General features: G+C 31.6%; 11 protein-coding genes and 1 pseudogene. All 12 read right to left on the bottom strand.

What is annotated here, in order from left to right; genetic code table 11:
* Positions 1 to 55: 55 nt before the first annotated feature.
* A complete protein-coding gene (locus GQS58_RS03120) occupies positions 56 to 1450 on the bottom strand; it encodes a sulfatase (RefSeq protein WP_240914553.1) in 1395 nt (464 codons plus the stop codon).
* 8 nt (positions 1451 to 1458) lie between these two features.
* Positions 1459 to 3081: a T9SS type A sorting domain-containing protein gene (locus tag GQS58_RS03115; protein WP_166382736.1), complete on the bottom strand. Its 1623-nt coding sequence runs from the start codon at positions 3079 to 3081 to the stop codon at positions 1459 to 1461.
* 17 nt (positions 3082 to 3098) lie between these two features.
* The gene (locus tag GQS58_RS03110) at positions 3099 to 4919 is read right to left on the bottom strand and encodes a right-handed parallel beta-helix repeat-containing protein (protein WP_240914552.1); all 1821 of its coding nucleotides are present in this window, start codon (positions 4917 to 4919) and stop codon (positions 3099 to 3101) included.
* A 151-nt stretch (positions 4920 to 5070) separates the two neighbouring features.
* On the bottom strand, positions 5071 to 8310 hold the full coding sequence (locus tag GQS58_RS03105; RefSeq protein WP_166382734.1) for a glycoside hydrolase family 2 TIM barrel-domain containing protein: 3240 nt from the start codon (positions 8308 to 8310) through the stop codon (positions 5071 to 5073).
* Between the two features lie 178 nt (positions 8311 to 8488).
* A complete protein-coding gene (locus GQS58_RS03100; RefSeq protein WP_166382731.1) occupies positions 8489 to 10000 on the bottom strand; it encodes a sulfatase in 1512 nt (503 codons plus the stop codon).
* 54 nt (positions 10001 to 10054) lie between these two features.
* A complete protein-coding gene (locus tag GQS58_RS03095; protein WP_166382729.1) occupies positions 10055 to 12715 on the bottom strand; it encodes a PQQ-like beta-propeller repeat protein in 2661 nt (886 codons plus the stop codon).
* Between the two features lie 38 nt (positions 12716 to 12753).
* The gene (locus tag GQS58_RS03090; RefSeq protein ID WP_166382726.1) at positions 12754 to 14295 is read right to left on the bottom strand and encodes a sulfatase; all 1542 of its coding nucleotides are present in this window, start codon (positions 14293 to 14295) and stop codon (positions 12754 to 12756) included.
* Between the two features lie 19 nt (positions 14296 to 14314).
* Complete coding sequence (locus GQS58_RS03085; protein WP_166382724.1) at positions 14315 to 15739, bottom strand: sulfatase; 1425 nt, start codon at positions 15737 to 15739, stop codon at positions 14315 to 14317.
* An 87-nt stretch (positions 15740 to 15826) separates the two neighbouring features.
* The gene (locus GQS58_RS03080) at positions 15827 to 17383 is read right to left on the bottom strand and encodes a sulfatase (RefSeq protein WP_205860370.1); all 1557 of its coding nucleotides are present in this window, start codon (positions 17381 to 17383) and stop codon (positions 15827 to 15829) included.
* A gap of 4 nt (positions 17384 to 17387) precedes the next feature.
* Positions 17388 to 18206: a sialate O-acetylesterase gene (locus GQS58_RS03075; protein ID WP_166382722.1), complete on the bottom strand. Its 819-nt coding sequence runs from the start codon at positions 18204 to 18206 to the stop codon at positions 17388 to 17390.
* Between the two features lie 40 nt (positions 18207 to 18246).
* The gene (locus GQS58_RS03070; protein ID WP_166382720.1) at positions 18247 to 19134 is read right to left on the bottom strand and encodes a sialate O-acetylesterase; all 888 of its coding nucleotides are present in this window, start codon (positions 19132 to 19134) and stop codon (positions 18247 to 18249) included.
* 142 nt (positions 19135 to 19276) lie between these two features.
* A pseudogene (locus GQS58_RS03065) lies at positions 19277 to 20052 on the bottom strand (hypothetical protein); the annotation flags it as partial.

The following is a 20052-nucleotide window of genomic DNA, read 5'->3' as shown; positions in this document are numbered from 1 at the left end:
TTAAATAAATGAAAAGTTAAATATTTATTAATTAAGACTAACTTTAAATGGCAAATTACTTATAAGCAGGTACAAAATCACGTTCCCAATTTCGGATATCTTCCTTTAAAGTAGCTTCAATTTTTAAACCTGTACCAATTAAATCATGCTGCTCACTAATGTCTTCTGTTACATTAAATAATTGAAATTTACCTGAGTGGTATTTGATCAATTTCCAATCACCAGAAATTACTGCAGCATATTGATCTTCATAACTTCTCAAGAAATATAAGTTACGCTTTGCAATTTTATTCCCTTTTAAAAGAGGTAGTAAACTAACTCCCTGTATCGCATCGTTTTGGTACTTTTTACCAGAAGCTAACTCTACTAATGTTGGGTAAATATCTATAGATTGCACAGGAATATCGGTTTCTGTATTTGGTTTGGTAACTCCTGGATACGAAATTAACAACGGAACTCTTGCGCCACCTTCTCCTAAAGTATTACCTCCTTTTTTTCCTCCAGATAACGGTGCGTTTGTATAAGCACCTCCTTGATCTGACAACACAATAATTACGGTATTATCTTCAATTCCTTTTTCTTTGATTGCTTTTCTTACACGCCCTACCGATGCATCCATGGCTTCTACCATAGCTGCATGATGTGCGTATTTACCTTCTAAACCTGCATCTTGATACTTTTTTAATAAATCTTTTCTTCCTACAGAAGGTCCGTGTACAGAATAGTACCAGAAAGACAACATAAAAGGAGCTGTTTTATCGTAATTCTTAATAAAATCTACCGCTCCATCCGTTAAAACATCCGTTAAATAATCTCCTTCTTTATAATCCTTCATAAAATTTCTTGGATCTCCATTTTTAAAGAAAGGAAAGTAATAACTCTTAGGGTGACCGTTATCTGTTGTACCAAACTCAGCATCAAAACCTTGATCTATTGGATATCTCCCTACATGACCAACATGCCATTTACCAATAAAATAATTGTAATATCCGTGCTTTTTTAATTCTTCTGCATAGGTAACTTCTTCTAAAGGTAAATAATTTATAGAAGGTCTTTGTACAGGATCAGTAGGCCATAAATTATACTTCTCGTTGATAAACAACTCTTCTTCCGGTACGTGTCTAGACATTTCTAACCTTGCAGATTCTTTACCCGTAAGCAAAGAAACTCTACTCGGACTACAAGTAGGTGTTGGAATGTATGCTCGTGTAAAATCTAAACTTTCTTTTTTAAATTGATTTAAGTTTGGCGTATTAAAAGTAGAATTTCGATATCCAATATCAGACCAACCATAATCATCAACAAATAATAAAACAATGTTTGGTTTTTTATATGTGTTTGTAGTTGTAGGCTCTCCTGCATTCTTTTGCTTATTCACTTTACAAGATAATAAAGCACAAGAAATAAATACAGAAACCATAAATGCACTATGTTTTACAAATAAATTCATCTTTTAGTTTATTTAATAATTATTTTTTTAGTTATTATTTTATTTTCTGATTCAATACGAATTATATAAACACTTTCTGATAATTGAGAAGTATCTATACTTATTTCATTGTTATTTTTAACAACATTTTTAACCAATTGACCTATTAAATTATAGATCTTAATCTTCGCATTAAAATCACTTTTCACCCTTAAAACTTGTTGATTTTCTAATTGATAAATAACAACATCATTCATCAATTCTTTATGGGTATTTAATGTTTCTGCTACTGTAGATGTTTGTAAAGGGTTTGGAGTATTTTTATCTTCACCAGTAATCCAAATTGGAGAACCATCAATATCACAACCTTCAAAATCGTTTTCTCCTCCATCGGTAATTAAACCATCTGCTCTTACTTCGGATGAAAACCCAGTATGCGTTACATTGTCTAAAACAATTTGATACCTTCCTGCAGGATTTCCTTTAGAAATATAATCTTCTAAAGCCAAGTAATAAACAGGTGCTAAAGCTGGCGCTTGATAAGACTCATCGTCTAAATTTTTATCCGAACTAATGTAGTTTCTTAATGCACAAGGAACGTGTCTTAAACGTGCAGCTCTTACCTGAGCATTTACACCATACGTGGCAGAAACATTGGCAATGACAGATTCTTCAGAAAAAGTTCCTGCACTATGCCCATTTATTGCATTTCCATCGGCATCCGATTGCCCTTTATCTTTTGATAAAAAACCAAAATTAATAGAAACCACAGCTTCACAACTTACTCCCAAAATATCTCTAACATCTACCATTCCTTGCGTTATGGTATGTGGAGACATCATAACTGCATGTGCTCCGTTTGTACAAGAAATGTTTCGTCCGTAAACATTATTAATTACAAGCGTTTTATCTGTTACATATAAATCGGCTAGACCAGAAAAGCCCGACTCTAAGCGTAAAGTAACACCACCTTCACCTGATAGGTCTCGAAATAAGGTATTTTGTATAACTTGGTTTTGGGTTAAACCATAACCATAATGTGCTTTTTTAATATCTAAATTTTCTATAATTCCAAAAGAGGCAAACTTTGCTGGTTCATTTGTATTTCCAACAGCTCCAGATGAAACTGCATTAAATTTTGTATAATTGTCTAAAACTACAAAATCTGCTAACCTAAAATTAGTTGTATTTCCTAATTGAAAAGCTCTTATACCATCATTAGGTTGCATGTCTGAAAAATCAAATGTAAATTTTTCTCCATTTGTACTTTGAAAACTCCAATTAGAAACCTTTTCAAAATTATTATCATATCCAGCTCTAAACAGTGCATTCATAGGTGCTGTTTTAAAAACAACATCTGGATGCACACGAATATGAACTCCTGTTTTTATATGAATTTGCCCCAAAGTATACGTGCCCGCATTTATGGTTAAAACTCCTCCGCCAGCATTAGACAAACTATTTATCATACTTTGTAAAGCAGCGGTTGAACTAGCTCCATTAGGAAAACTCAATTGATTTGCAGTATTAATACTAGGGTTGTAAAAATAACTATCTGCTGGAAGTGCTCTATCTAGAGGATTTTGAGCAAATACAAAGCTTATAAAAAAAAAGCAGCACCAAGATAAAAATCTATCTTTTGAAATTTTCATAAAATTCAATTTTAGAATTATTTGACTCCTTTATTTCGTTTTATTTTTATCGAATTAACATTTTCTTTTACTTCTATTTTAATAGGGAAATTGAAGTTTTTAAATTGATTTTTTTCAATGATTACATCTTCACAAAAGTCTAAATGTACTGCTGGTAAAGTAGATCCCATAGGATAATCTGTACTTAATTCGATAATATTACCAGTAACTTTTAATCCTTTTACAGAAAAAGCATCTACTAAATGACCATTAAAACTTTTAATAATATTGTTACTAAAATCTATATTTCTATGAAATTTATCTTCACCAATTCTTTGGTCTTCTGTAAATAATGGGGCAGCCAATAATGGATAAGATTCTCCATTTCCAAAACCAATCGTATTAAAAATATTGTTTCTAATTACAACATCATCTACACCACCAGACTCATACCATTTGTTATTATCACCTTCAATTAAAATACCGTGCATTTGAGATGAAAAATAATTATTTTCTATAACCACTTTTCCTTTTGTAGTAATTAATGCTCCTCTTGCTCTGTTTTCTCTAATGATATTTTTATTCATGTACAGATCCGGATACCAAGTAAGGTTTTCTAAAGAAAGTTTTCCTTCTGGCAATTTTGCAGGAACTTCTGCTACGGTAATTAACATTCTTCTTTCATTTAAAACTTTAACTTTTTTTATTTCTGTTTTAAAAATTGGTAGAATTGTTTCTCTTGACATAATCATTACCTCATCTCCTTTTTCACCGAAAATAAAGCCCCACTGTTGCACATGACTTGTTTCACATAAAAAGGTATTATTACCCAAATATTTTTCAACTTTTACATAAGCTCCATGAACATTTATTCCATCATCTAACATGTGTTCTAACAAACAGTTTTCTAACTTAATGGTTCCTTTACACCCTAAAAAATGAGTAGCATCTGCTCTTGTAGAAATTGTTCTATTATCTCTAGAAGTAACTATAAATGTGTCCAAAGAAATGTTTTCGCACCTTTCTGCAATTAAGGCCATTCCTCCTGCTGCTAAAACAGTAATATTATTTAAAACGTTGTCTTTAGAGTTTGATAAATGAATACCAGGTGCAAATCTATTTGCTCCCGGACTATTGCCATACGTTGCAAATACAGTTCCTACTGGAGGTAAACTTTTAGTATAATCGATAAACTTTGCCGTTTTATCATCAATCTTAACAATCTTTGCTGTTTTATGAGATTGTGGTTTTAAATAGTAATTTTTTGTCTGCCAAATAGGAGATCTTGTAGCAGGGTCAAAAGCCATATTCTGACCAATTTCATCTTGCCAATCATAATGGTTAAATAATATTTGGTTATTCTTAACCTCAAAACCAAATTTTTCATTGGCAACATCAACTGTAAAAGAATTTTCTTTTTTATTATTTTCTGTTACCGTTAACTCATTTACAAAAGATTTTTCCCAATCAATTGTAAAGTTTTTTAGTGTTGTATTTTTAGAACCTTCTACTGTAATTGGTACAATTTTACCATGAAACATAAATGTAGAACCGTTTCCATCTAACGTAAAACCATCGAAATTAAAAATTGGAAAAGCTATTTTCTTTAAACTATTATCGTGGTTTGTAACTGCTCTATAAACCTCGAAAGCATTCTCTGGATAAAATTCATATTGCCCTTTTGGAAAAAACAACGTGATGTTTTTCTTTCCTTCTAAAGAGTCTATTAATTGATACAGCTCTAACGTAACATCTTTACCTGGTTTAATACCAAAATCTGCAACATTTATGGTTTCATTTTGTGCACTAGAAGTGAATCCTAAAAATAACAAAAACATAAAAGTGAAAAAGTTCTTCATAAAAATATAATTTTAATTTCTTATGTAAACCTAAGCACATAATGCTCTTATACTGTATTTATGCGTATAAAGATTGTATTCTTTAGTATAAACTTCTATTTATAAAACATTTAAGAGAAAACAATACTTAAATTGTTTTCTCTTAAATGTTTTAATTTTTGGTATTAATTATAAATTCAAACTCATACTTTTTTGAAGGAACTACATATTTTGGTAAAGTTTCAGACAACGTTCCATTTACACTCATTTGAATTAAGTGTAAATTCAAGGTATAAAAACCTTGTTTCATTAAATCATAAGGATGTTTGGCATTCTGAATATTTTCTGGCGAATACGGCCAAATTGAAAATCCGAATTTTGGTGAACCTTCTATCTTTAAAGTGTTCTTTTTATTTTCTGATAATTGCAACCATCTTACATCAGAACGGTTTCCGTTTTCTTGTGGAAAAACATAGTTTGTAAATAAATCATCTGTTTTAAAGGTGAATTCATCTACTTCTGTACCTCGTTTTCTATCAATGTAGTTTTCATTAGGCCCTTTTCCGTAGAAAGTAGTTGTTTTATAGTCTTTAGAAATACCTAATGTCATTCCGAATTTCACCAAACCCGGTAAACTTTCTTTTGCATCTAAATCCATCTTAACAACAATTCTACCATCACTTAAAAAAGTATAAATCAAATTAAGTTGTACCTCATCTTTGTAAGTTTTCTCAACAACAACTTTTGTTTCATTCGTTTTATCAGAAATAACTTTTACAGATTTCGTTTCTAATTTATCATTTAAAAACTCCCAATATTTTCTAGATTTTTTAAAATCGCCACTACTTGCTCCACGTAAATCGTTATCTATTGGTGGTCTAAAAAAGTTAGCTTTTAAAGGTGATAGAATTTGTTCTTTTTCATTTTTGATGAATGAAGTTAATTCTCCTGATTTTTTAGAAACTTTAGCTTTATATTTTCTACTTGAAACAGAAATTTCAGTATTATTTTCTACGACTTCTAATTTAGAGTTTGATGTTGAATTATAATTATTTTCTGATGATTTTTCTTTGACTACTAATTGTTCTTTTGCAACTTCAAATCCTTTTTCTGCCCAAAAAGTAACTGCTTTTTCTTGCACTGAAATTTTTAACCAATATTCATTTTCATCTTTAAAACGCACTTTTTTAATTGGAATGTTTATTTCTGATGATGAACTTGCTTTCACATCAACATTTTCTAAAAGCCCAGACTGAATTTCTTTTCCGTTTTCAGACAACGTCCATTTTACATTGTACTTATTTAAGTTGGTCTCATTTAAATGATTGATAGCTAAAATCTTTCCACTTTCAATAGCAACAGACTTAAAATTAAATGGTTGATGAATGTATTTTACTTCCCATGCATGTGGATTTGGTTTTCTATCCGCAGAAAAAACGCCATTTATACAGAAATTTTTATCATTCGGATAATCTTCAAAATCGCCACCATACGCGTAAAAATCATTTCCGTTTTTGTCCTTTTTAATCAAACCTTGGTCTATCATATCCCAAATAAAACCTCCTATTAAATTCTTTTTCGAGTTTATTAAATCCCAATACTCTCCTAAACCACCAATGGAATTCCCCATGGCATGCGCATATTCACACATTATAATGGGTCTGTCTATATATTTGCTTTCAGACATTGCTTTTAGTTGATAAATCTCTGGATACATTCTACTTAAGACATCTACATATTTAGGATCATCAGGATTTGCATGCGTAGGTCCTCTAAATACCTTCTGCCCTTCTTCTCCTTCTTTATAATCTGGATGATTTGGGTTTCCTTGCGCTCCTTCATAATGTATAAAACGTGATGGATCATAATCTTTAGCCCAACTTGCAGCTGCTGCAAAAGCAGGTCCTGTTCCTGCTTCATTACCCATAGACCAAGAAATTATGGAAGCATGATTTTTATCTCTATCAATCATTCTCATAATTCTACTTAAAATAGGAATAGCCAAACTAGGTTGTTGTGGCGCGTAACTGCCTAAATGATGCGTTTCTACATTCGCTTCATCCATCACATAAATTCCGTATTTGTCACACAATTCATAGAAATAAGGATCATTCGGATAGTGAGATGTTCTTACGGCATTAAAATTGAATTTCTTCAACAACTTCACATCACCTTCTAAATCTTTTCTTGTTAATGCTTTTCCTCTTACAGGATGATGATCGTGCCTGTTAACTCCTTTTATTTTTGTTGCTTTACCGTTGATAAGCAGCTCGTTTTCTGCACTAAAACCTATTTGTCTAAAACCAACTTTCTGCCTTCTAGATTCTAAAATTTTACCTGATGCATCTTTTACATCAAAAACCAATGTGTATAAATATGGGTTTTCTGATGACCATTTTACTGGATTTTTAATGTCTGCTTCTAAAAAAGCAAACTTGGTAATATCTCTTTGTGGCCATCTTTCAAAAAAGACATCTTCTATAGAACAAGACATTGTTTTTTGGGTTACTTTTTTATTTTCAGCATCATACAAATCAGCTGAAATGGTATACCCTTTTAAGTTATCTTCATCTCCTTGCATCCATAAATGCGGACGAACTTCTAATTTTGCATTTTCCAATTTATCATCGAACTTTGTTCTTACAAAAAAGTCATTTAAAGCTATTTTAGGTTGTGCTAAAAGGAGTACTTCTCTATGAATTCCGCTTAAACGCCACATATCTTGGTCTTCTAAATAACTACCATCACTCCATCTAAAGACCTGAATTGCAATTCTATTATTTCCTTCTGATAAAAATTCTGTAATATCAAATTCTGCCGCCAATCTACTTCCTTGGCTATATCCTACTTTTTTGCCATTTACCCATACATAAAATGCTGATGAAACACCACCAAAATGTAAAATAACAGATTGCTCTTTCCAATCATCCGGAATGGTAAAATCTCTGTAATAACTTCCAACAGGATTGTCTCTATACTTTTCTATAAATGGAAATTGAGGTGGATGTGGTCCCATATAATTAAAATTTCTTTTTCCTCCATTTTTAATATCCGGAGTAAAAGGATAAATTATATTGGTATAAATTGGTTGTCCGAAACCTTGCAATTCCCAATTTGATGGCACAGCAATATCGCTCCAATTTTCTCCATTAAAATCATTCTTGATAAAATCTGTTGGTCTGTTTTGAGATTTCTCTACAAAATTAAACTTCCACGTTCCGTTTAAAGATTGCATTCTAGACTTGTCTCTATTTCCTTCTAAAGCATCCGCATGATTGGTAAAAGAATAACTCGGCACTCTTGATCGTAATTTGTTTTGCTCAAACATCAATTCGTTTTCCCAATCGTTTTGAGAAAAGGTTATTTGAGAAATTAAGATTAATAAAAAAACTATAGAAGACTTTGTATTCATAATAATGAGTGCTTTTTAGCTGTAATTCATACCTTAATCAAAAAATTACATTAGGATATATAAGCGATACTAAATGCATTTAAAGGCAATTATTTGGTCTTATAAACATAAAAAGGATTTGAATAAATACGCCTAAACATTTTATCCAAATCCAATCTAATTTTATCTTAAAACGGCATTACTCCGTAATATATTTCTGACCTAATTTTAAACCAGGTTCATCATACATTTTCATTTGCTTAAACAATTCTGCTTGCATCATTTTTGCAATACCTGCATATGCTGCATCTTGGTAAAAATTAATCAACTCATCCGGATCTTTTTGTAAATCGAATAAATATGGTTTTTCCTTTTTATCAAGTACCAATTTATATCTATCACTTACTGCAGAAACCCACCATCCGCCAGACTTGGCAAAATACGTAATCCTATCACTATTTACTACTTTTTTATTGTTTGTAAAATCGTCTGAAGTATCTAAACCTTGAAATTTAGCATCTGTTTTAACATTCATCAAACTTAAAATAGTGGGTGTAAAATCTACATTTGTATAAGCTGTATTGATTACTTTCCCTGAAGGAATTTTGTTTGGATAACGGATTAAAAAAGGAATTCTTGCAGAACCTTCATAAGGTACACCTTTGTTACGTCTGTTGTGTTCAAAAAACATATCTCCATGATCTGAAGTAAATATTACAATGGTATTTTCTGTAAGATCATTGTCTTCTAAAAACTGAAGAATTCTACCTACAGAATCATCAATATGACTCACCATTCCGAAATACTGTTTCAACGCATTTTTTTCATTTTCAAAAGCCTTTTTACCAAAAGCTTCGTTATTGTCTGGTTTACCACCACCAGCCCAAGAAGGCTTTATGGCAGTGTATTCTGGCGCCATTGTTTTTGGAGCTTCAATTTTTAAATTCTCATACATGGTATTGTATGGAGGCTTTGCGTAATCTGGCGTATGCGGATCTGGAATAGAAAGCATTAACGCAAAAGGTTTGTTTTTATCACGCTCTAAAATTTCTAAGGTTTTATCCGTAAAATAATCAGTTGAATGAACAACTTCTTCTTTTGGAAGTTTCGCTGCATTATTCTCATTAATCCCTTTAAATTTATCTCCTTTTATATGAAAATAAGGTGCATGTCCACCTTTCATCATATATCGATTATCATCAAAACCAGCTTTGTATTTAATACCAAAAGCATATTTTTCATGACCCGCTAAATGCCATTTACCAACATAAGAAGTTGCATAGCCTTGGTCTCTTAAAATGGTTGCAAAAGTGGGTACATCTTCACTAATATGCATTCCGTTTTTTGGAGCACCAGTAGCACCTGGATGCAAACCTGTAACCAAAGAAGCTCTAGACGGTGTACAAACTGGAGAAGCAGCATAATAGCTTGTTGCAATAGCTCCTTCTTCTGCCAATTTATCTATAAACGGAGTTTTAGAGTTGTTTCCTTTTCCCCAAACAAAAGCTTGTGCTTCTGGTAATAATTTTTGATACGCACTAATGGTTCTAAAGTTATGTTCATCCGTATGAATGATGATTAAATTTGGTTTTTCATTTGTATTTAAAACAACCTCCTCTTTAGCTTGATTGGCAACTTTTTTCTGACTTGTGCAACTCATTATAGAGAAAACACAAACTACAGAAAACAGTAATTGGCTTTTAATTTTCATGTTATTCGTTTGATTTTGTTATTAGTTAAATACTGTTGCTGCTTTTTTTAATAATTAATACGTTACATCAATAAACCTTAAAGAACCCGCCGGTACTTTTACATCCATTTGACTTTTAGAAACTATTAAATTTTCTTTACTTAAAATATCTTGTACAGATTTTGGTTTTCTATGTTGAAATACAATGGTTACATCCCTTTCTTGAGGTTCAATATATCCGGAATCCATTAAAATGATTCTTGTATGGTTTTCATCAATTTTAATAGCAGACCAAGCAGCACCTTTTACCAAAATAGGTAACCGTTTTGCACCCGTTTCTACAATCTTTTTTAATTCTGAAGCATATTTTTTAGCGGATACAAATTCATTATTAGAAAGCCCTTGCTTTGCATTACTGATACTAAAAGGAATGTTCTTTTCTGATAATTCTTTGGCACTTTCTATCGGCGCAATTGCGACCATTCCATTAGGAATTTCTGGCATATAGCTCAACCATCTATATTTTACACCCAAAGCGATTTTAGAGAAATCATTATCTGGAATATTTGTTCCTGCCCAATGCATTTGTGCTACAGAAAAAATAGCATTCTCATCCTCTTTTTTGTACTGTTTTATATTATGATGATTATCTACCGTATGAATCAATTTTTCATCTACATCTTTTATTAAATGCCAAGAACCTATAGATAAAATATCTTCGTTTTCTACCACTGGTAAAACGCCAGATTTCATCATTGCAAATAAAATATCTAAACCCGGTTCTTCTACAAAACCAGAAGTAGAAACAATTCCGTAACGCGCACCGTAAGCAGCCATCATAACTCCTTGCCTTAAATAAGGCGAAACTGAATTTTGACCTCCAGGAGTTAGAGGCCTCCAACTTGTAGGGTTATCATCAATCAAACGCATGGCAAAATCATTAATATAACCGCCAGATTTCATTCCAATTCGTCCCGCCAAGTTTAAATCTTGAGTTCTATTACTGGTATCTTCGGATGCAGGTACTAAAAAATCGCTGTATTTTCCTGATAAAAAAACATCTTTCCAAAGTGGTAAATGTGTCGTTGCAGCCCAAAACATATTTTTATATCTAAAATAGAGTTTTGCTCTGTTATTTTTTCTGATTGCTTTTGCCAATCTTGGTAAATAATCTTTTACAAAATATTGTACTCTTGGGTCTTCTACATCGTCCATTTCTGCATATACAAAGCCATAGCAAGTGTTTGGAGCAACTTCTAAAATTTGTTCTAAAGTTTCTATTTGAATGTAAAAAGGATCATTACCATGACCTGCCCAAAAAGTAAAAGGTTGCCCTTTTGCTTCGTAATCTCTAGCCATTTGAATGATATCTTCTCTAGAATCTTGGTACTTTCCTCGTTTGTCTTTTTTTAAGGCCGATTCACCAATTTTGTTTACTAAGTACGTTCTGTCTGTAGCTTCTTTTGGAGATTTCTGAATCACAAATTTCACGTTTCCTCCGTCTAATTTTTCTACCTTAGAAGAAGCTCCTTTTTTTGTAATCATCACAAAATCTTTGTTAGATTTCTTCTGATAACTAGGTGTTTTATACTCTAAGATTTGGTTGTATAGTTTTGTTAGATTTTGCTCCACAGCTAACATTCTACCTTGTTTTTTATGCGTAGTTTTGTACCAGTTATCTTTTGATAAGTTAAAAAAATCTACATTATTTCCACCATCTACAGTTCCGGTTCCTATTAATTGGTTTGATTTAGGTTCATAAACAAAATCACTATAAACACCCTTTCCGCATTTTTCTCCACCTGTATTTAATAACTTTCCTTTTGTATCTAAAACAATTAAAACACCGCCGTGTTGAAACATAATTTCGTTTCTACTTGCCAAAAAACTTCCTTGAGAATGTGCATAACGTTGCACCTGCTTTTTATTACCTGCATATTCTGCTAAAACATTAAAGTCAGCATCTAAAGCAGAAAAGAAAGGTTTAAAACTATTATCGGCAAAAAATAAAATATCATCTTTTTTATCATTATTGATGTCGGCTATCGCAATATCTGTAACCATTGTTTTGGTTAACGCCTTTAATTCTTTTTGTTTAATACTAACTTCCTTTAAAACTTGTTTAGAATCAGCATCTAAAATTCCCATAAATTCCCAACGGAATTTATCATGAAAATACGTCATTAAAAAAAGTGATTGTTTACCGGAATCTGTAAAAACTCCTCTTTCAATTTTTCTAACTACTCCTTCAATTCTTGTTGATGAAACTTGTTTACCGTTTGTATCTATTTCATACAAATGATAATCATTTCCACCTGCAAAAATTTGAATTTTACCATCATTTTTTACCACAGCAATTTCTGACAAACGTACTTTATGATTTGGAGTAAATTGCCATAGTAAGCTACCATTACTATCAATACAATAGACTATTCCGTTACCAGCAACAGCTAATAAATCGTCATTTCCATCATTATTAATATCTTCTGCAATAATTTCAAAAATCACCGAAGGTTGGTCTATTTTATAGTTCCAAAGTTCTTTTCCTTCTAAAGAATAAGCAGCTAAACTTTCACTTAATTCTGATACAAATAAAATGGGTTTATGATTAATTTCTCCAACAACCGAATTTCTAATATTATTGGTTTTTGTTGAAAAATCCTTAGACTGAAAAGCAAACAATTGAGTTGATAACAAAAAACTTATTGCGAAACTAAAAAGTGAATTTATTTTCATTGATAAAGAATATTAATTAGACTTAAAAATAAAAGGACTTAAAACTCTAATATTGAATTTGGTGGTAAAGGAACTTTGTTGTCTTTTCTCCAAGAAACCAATTCATTTAATAAGCTTTCTGTGGTTTCTACTTCTATATTCGATAAATCCTTAGATTCTTTAGGATCCGTTTTTAAGTTGTATAATTCTAGTTTTCCATCAGCCAAAAACTGAATTAACTTATAATCTCCTTTTCTTATAACAGAACAAGTTCCGTGTTTAAAACGACTTGCTAAATGCCAAAACAATGGTCTTTCTGATAACTTTTTATCATCCGAAGAAAATAAATCTGTCATAGAATTTCCATCTAAAGTTCCTTTAAAATCAGTAATATTTGCTAAATTCATCAACGTAGGAAAAACATCTAAACCACTTACAGCAACTTCACTCCTTCTAGGCGTTACTTTATTGGGCCAGTTTACAAACATCGGCACTTTAATTCCGCCTTCGTAAATATGCCCTTTTGAGCCACGCATTAAATCATTAGCACTTGCCATACTATGATAACCATTGTCTGACGTGAAAATAATTACCGTATTTTCTCTTAAGTTATTAGCGTCTAAATAATCTGTAATTCTTTTGATATTATCATCTACAGATTCCACCATCGTTGCATAACTTGCAAAATATTCGTGCTTCTTTTTATTAGCATGTAATCCTTGACCGGTAGTAGTATCACCCCGTTTATCAAAGTATTTTTGATACAATTCTTTACTTCTATATTTTATAGGTCTGTGAACCGCATAATAATTTAAATTGATTAAAAAAGGCTCGTTTTTATGTTCAGCCATAAACTCAATAGCATCATCTGTTAAACGATCTGTTAGCCAATTATCTGTCGGTTTTTTCTCTATAAACGGATTGCTAAATGGAGCCCAATAACCACCTGCAGCACTTTTATAACCACCTTCTTCTAAAGCAGGATCTCCTCTAAAAGTTCCTCCAACATTTTTTACAAAACCTCTTCCTTCCGGATAATATTGTTGAATATCTGGCTTTTTATGAGCTGCTACCCAAGAATAATCACCTGTATTTGGCTGTTTTAATTTTTCTTTAAGCGGATATTCCATTGCCAATTCTTCCTTAGGATAAGGGCCAACAATATGCCATTTACCCAAATGGATAGATTTGTAACCTTCTTTAGCCAAAGGTTCTGCATAAATAGGATGCTCTTTACCCACAGTCCATCTAGAAAAAATATTTTCTTGATCATCTCCTTTTTCTAAAACCGGAACTGTATAAACACCTGTTCTAAATGATTGTTTCCCAGTAAAAATTGCAGTTCTTGAAGGCGAACATGTAGGATACATATAGGCATTGTCTAACACCAAACTTTCTTTTGCAAGCGCATCTATATTTGGAGTTTCAAAATAGGTTGAGCCATTAAAACCAACATCTGCGTAGCCTAAATCATCCACCAAAACAAATATGATATTTGGTTTTTTAACATCCTTAGAAACTTTTTTTTTTACACTATTGCATGAAATAAAAAAAGGAATTATGATTATTGATGCATAAAGGTGTTTTAAGCGAAACGTCATATTATTTTTAATTAAAATATTATTTTAAAATACTTTTTAATTCTTTTCTAAATGCATTCAAAATCTCTTTATTAGAAGAGTTTTTAGCAATGTTTGTCCACTCGTTCGGGTCTATTCTATGATCATACAACTCCTCAAAACCATCTGAATATACGGTATATCTATAATCTTTATTTCTTAAAGAATGAATTCCTTTGTCTTTAGAAGTTAATACATATTCTTTAACTACGTTCGTAGGATTTTTTACTAAATCATAGATACTTTTCCCTTCTAATTCTTTATTTATAGGAAGGTTTGCCATTTCCACTAACGTTGGATAGACATCTAATAAAGAAACTAAAGAAGTACTTACTTTTGGTTTCCCATCTCCTCTTGGATCAAAAATTAACAAAGGTGTTTTTGCAGAACGTTCCCACAATACATTTTTAGACCAATGCTCTTTTTCGCCTAAATGCCAACCATGATCTCCCATTAAAACGACAATGGTATTATCTGCGTATTTACTTTCTTTTAATCCGTTTAATAAATGTCCTACACAAGCATCAGCAAAAGAAATATTAGCCATATACGCTCTCACCGCTTCTTTCCATTTTCCATGTTCTACAACAGATTTATGAACGCCTCTTTTAGCCATATTTTGTCCCATTTTACCAACATCATCTAAATCATTTTTTAACGTTTCTGGTAACTTTATGTCTTCTAGGTTATACATATCAAAAAATTCCTTCGGGGCAAACCAAGGCAAATGCGGTCTAAAAATTCCGCAAGCTAAAAAGAAAGGTTTATCGTGCTTTTCTTCTAAAAATTTAGCTGCATAATCCGCCGATTCAAAATCATTATTTTCTTCTAAGGTTACATCTACAGGAAACCAATCAAAAGAATGTAAAAAAGAACCTTTTACTCCGTAACTTTTTAAATCTAAACCATGAGATTGTTTGTCTTTATCATCCGGAAAAGCACCTCCTAAACCACCTTTTCTTTCTTGTTGAAAAGATCCAGGATCACTACCTGGTCTTGGTTTTTTCCCATTTCCTCTTGGACTATGAAATATTTTTCCAGCAGCAGCTGTTTTATACCCATTTCTCTCGAAATACTGAGGAATGGTTACTGTATTCTCAAATCCTTTTACATCTCTAAAATGCTCTGAATTACCATAAACACCTGTTGTAGAAGGTCTATAACCAGACATGATACTTGCTCTAGAAGGATTACACAAAGGAGCAGAACAATATGCATTTTTAAAAATGGTGCTTTTATCTGCAAGTGCATCTATATTTGGTGTTTTTGTTTGCGGATTTCCTCCAAAAGCGCCCACCCAATCATTTAAATCATCAACCATAATGAATAGTACATTTGGTTTAGAAGCATCATTTTGAGCAAAACTTGAAAATGTAATTGAAACAAAAAAGAGCGTTATTACACCTTTGATAAATATAGATTTCATTTTTTTTTATTTTTAAACAAAGAAACTTTAAACTTATAGGTTGTTTGTATTCTAAGGTTTATAATATGTCTTTATGTGTAGTTTTTACTACTTTTTAAACTGATCGTATTCTGGGTTTATTTTGGCATTTTTAAAGCGAGGTCTGTCTTTCCACATATTGTACGTTGCTTCTAGTTGCTTAGCATCTTCAGGAAACTGACCTTTATCTCCTGTTTCTTTAATCCAGTTTTCTAAAACATTTCTGTGTTTTAATAAAACTTCTGAATACTCAGTATTCAATGCTAAATTATTCATTTGATTCGGATCTTTTTTCAAATCATACAGTTCTTCTACAGGACGAACCCCAAACCAATGTTGTTCTTGATATGGTGTTAATTTACCTTCCTCATGTAATTTTCTAAAATCTGTTACAATCTTTTTATTATCTCTATAACCAGCTTGCATCATTGGTCTTTCAGGAAAATAATTTTTAATATATCTGTACTCTTCAGAAACTACGGTTCTTATTTTATCAATTGTATAATCACATCTATCTCTTGCTCCAATTACATATTCTTTTTCTTGATAATCATTCGAAAATAAATCTTGTCCCACTAAATAAGAAGGCATTTTAGCATTACCTAGTGCTAATGTAGTTGCAGAAACATCTAGCAAAGAAACCAAATCGTTTCTTACAGTTCCGGCTTTTAAAACAGGATTATCACCTTTAATAATTAAAGGCACCAACAATCCACCTTCATAACAAAATTGTTTATGTCTTAACGAAGTTGGACTACCATGGTCTGAAAAGAAAAAGATGATGGTATTCTCTAACTCGCCATCTGCTTCTAATTGCTTTATCACTTTTTCTAAAGTAACATCAGAACCTCTGTTTGCATTGTAATGTGTTGTCCAAGCTTCTCTTTGCGATTTTATATTTGGAAAATACGGAGGTAAAGGCACATCATTAGTAGCCAATTTTTCTCCTTCTCTTACATATTTTGCATCTTTTTTACCTCCCATAATTTGAACTTGTCCAAACCAAGGTTGATTTTTATCTTTTCTAGCATTCCACACATACTCTTTTACTGTCATAAAGTCTATAGCATGATTTCCTTGCCAACCATTCATACCTGCTTTATAATCTTCTTTGGTTCCAACATCATACAAGGCTCTTCTATCGTAATCAAAATTATAATCGTCTTTACCACTATTAAACGTAAAATACCCTGCTTCTTTCATCAATTCCGGAATCGTTTTCATTCCTTCTGGCAAGTGTATTCTTAATTCTTCTGGTACAATTTCACCATCTGTAAACCTACTAGATCTATGATTATGTGTACCTGTTGTGGTTTGATACACACCTGTTATTAATGCAGATCTTGCTGCAGAACAAACTGGTGCAGTTGCATAGGCTCTTTTAAATAAAATGCCTTCTGATGCTAATTTATCGATTACTGGTGTGTGCCCTTTATTTATAGAATCTCCATAAGCACCCATAAATGGGGATAAATCTTCTGCTACAACCCATAAAATATTAGGCTTTTTTACTATTTCTTTTGTTTGTTTTGTTGCTTTTTCTTTTTGATTACAAGCTACAAAAGCAGTAGCTAACATTAAAACACATAAAATTCTAACTGCGAAATAAGAATACTGTTTTTTCATTTTGTTAATTATTTGAAAGTTTTATTAATTCTTTGGCAAAGGCAATGCCTAATCTTTTTTGCCCTATGGTATTGTAATGTAAATTGTCTGAATGTTTCGGGAAATCTGACCAATTTTCATCTGTTGATGTTTCTATAATTCCTATATTCTTGTCAGAATTAGCTACAGATAACATTGCATTTCTAACTTGTGTTGGGCCAATTTTATATTTTCTTGGCAGCACATTTACTTGTCCTATTACAATTGGTAAATCTTTTATTTTTAATTCACTTCTATACCCATTTATCAAGTTCTGAATATTCTTTTGATAAGACGTTGCTGTAATGGCTTTATTGGTATCACTTTCTCCTTGCATCCAAAGTAAACCTAAGATTTTAAAGGTTTTATTTTCTGCTTTTAATTCTTCTAAATTCTGATGAATATTTTTAATATGAGCAGCATATAATTGCAATGCTTGTCTTTCTTCTCCTCGTTCTGCAATCATTGCTTTTTCTTTTGTCCATTCTGTGCTCCAAGCACCGTACAAAGAAGTTCCACCAACAGCTTTTTTAATCAATAAATAATGTTGTTTTGGATTTGCTTCTGCTAAAGTTAACCCCACCATTAATTCTGGACCAAAATTCTTCTTAAAAGAGGATAACGGTTCTGGCTTCTTTTTTTCTATATCTGATGTTGAGATTAAAACTCTATCAGAAACATCTTGAATTCTTTTTATAAGAGCAGCATCTAATTCTTTAGAAACACCACGACCTGCCATATTAGATTGTCCTGCCAACAAAACAACATGAATTTCTTCTTGAGAAAAAGTTATCGAAGAAATCATAAGGCAAGTCAAAAAACTCAGTAGTAACCTATTCATAAACTTATTTTAGAAAATCTATTAATTCTTGTGCCAATTGTTCACCTAACCTTTTTTGCCCTTCTGTATTGTAATGCACATTGTCTGTATGCTTAGGAAAATCTGACCAACTTGTATCTGTACTTGTTTTAACTAAACGCACATTTTTTACTTCTGATGGCACTTTTTCCATCTGTTCTCTAACCATTTTTGCTCCGTTTTTAATTCCGTATCTAGAGTTAATCTGACCAAAAACAAACGGCATTTCTTCTACATTAAAAGTCATTCTGTACTTTTTTATTAATTTTTCTAAATTATTTGCGTAACTATTTGCTGCTTTTTCTAAAGTAGCATCATTTTCTCCTTGCATCCAGGCAAACCCAATAATTTTATAAGACTTTCCTTTTTTCTTTAAAATGGCTAAATTCTCATTGATTAAATTGATGTGTTGTTCAACTAAATTCCAGCTTTGTTTTTTTGCCCCTTTTTCTATTTCTTTCGCTTTATCTAAAGTCCAATCTGGGTTCCAAGCTCCATATAAAGCAGTACCTCCTTTGGCGTGTTTTATCAACAAAAATTCTTTATTAGGATATTTTTCTGCCAAGGTTAAACCAATCATTAATTCCGGACCAAAACGTTTTGTAAAATCGTATTTTTCACTTGGTTTATTTTTATACCAAGACAATGGTGTTTGGTCTGTATTAGACTGACTTATAAAAACTCTATTTGCAACTTTTTCAATTCTTACTTTGATGGATGCATCCAAATTATCATAATTACCTGCTCCTGCCATATTAGATTGTCCTGCTAATAAAACAACTTGGACTTCTTTCTTCTCTTGAGAAATTAAGACTGTTTTACAAGAAAAAAATACGGTTATTAATACTACTGATAAGATTTTAGATAATTTCATAAAATTATTTTTTTTACCTGCCAGGTTTCAAAAACCTTGTAGGTATTGTTCTCTTTTTCAAGTTCTTTTTGTTCACTTTTTAAGTATTTAGAAACATCTACAAAGTCAAAAAAAACCTTGGAAGAGTGCACTAAAAAGTAAATTAATTTTGGGGTGTTACCTCAACAAAATATACCTCATTTGGTTTTAAAATAGGTGTTGATGAAACTGCTATTCCTTTTATTAAATCTTTACAAATAATATTTTTATCCTCCTTTAAAGAAATTTTTAGAGAAGCTTCTGTTTTACCAACATTTACAACAGAAAGCACATTATTGCCTTTTTCATTTTTTACAACTCTCCAAATACATCCTTTTCTATCTGCTGTATTTGTTTCTTCAATAGAAATATCAGAAAGTAGATTTTTTTCTTTTAAGAGTGATAAAACTTCGTTTCTAATTTTAGCAACCGAATTCAATCTAATAATAGTTCCCTTCCCTTTCGTTAAAGCAATTAATTCGTTTCCGTATTCGTTTTTCACTAAACTAATGTCATCAATAATTATAGTTCCTCCATTATTCAAATATGATTGTAAGGCGTTTAATTCATCTTTGGTAACAAAAGGAGTATTATACACAGCAACAAGATTCCAATTTTTATTATTCTGTTTTTTAATGATATTTTCAGTTATAAATCCTAAAGGAATTCCTTCAAAATTTAAACCTTCATACAAACGATAAAGATCATCCATATGTGCTTTTTTATTAATAGCAGACGTTTTAGAATAAAACAAACGGACTGGTTTTCTGTCTCTTTGAATCGCCATTATTTCTTCTGAATTAGCATTCAAATCTATTAACGTCATGGCAACTTCATTAGTTACTCTTGGTTGCTGATTGTTAGAACCAGCATACCCTTTATCCTTTTTTTTTTTTTTTT

This window comes from Polaribacter sp. 11A2H (assembly GCF_011379025.1).
Taxonomy (GTDB): Bacteria; Bacteroidota; Bacteroidia; order Flavobacteriales; family Flavobacteriaceae; genus Polaribacter.
Note: the sequence above shows the minus strand (reverse complement) of the source record. Positions and strands in the feature narration are given on the sequence as shown.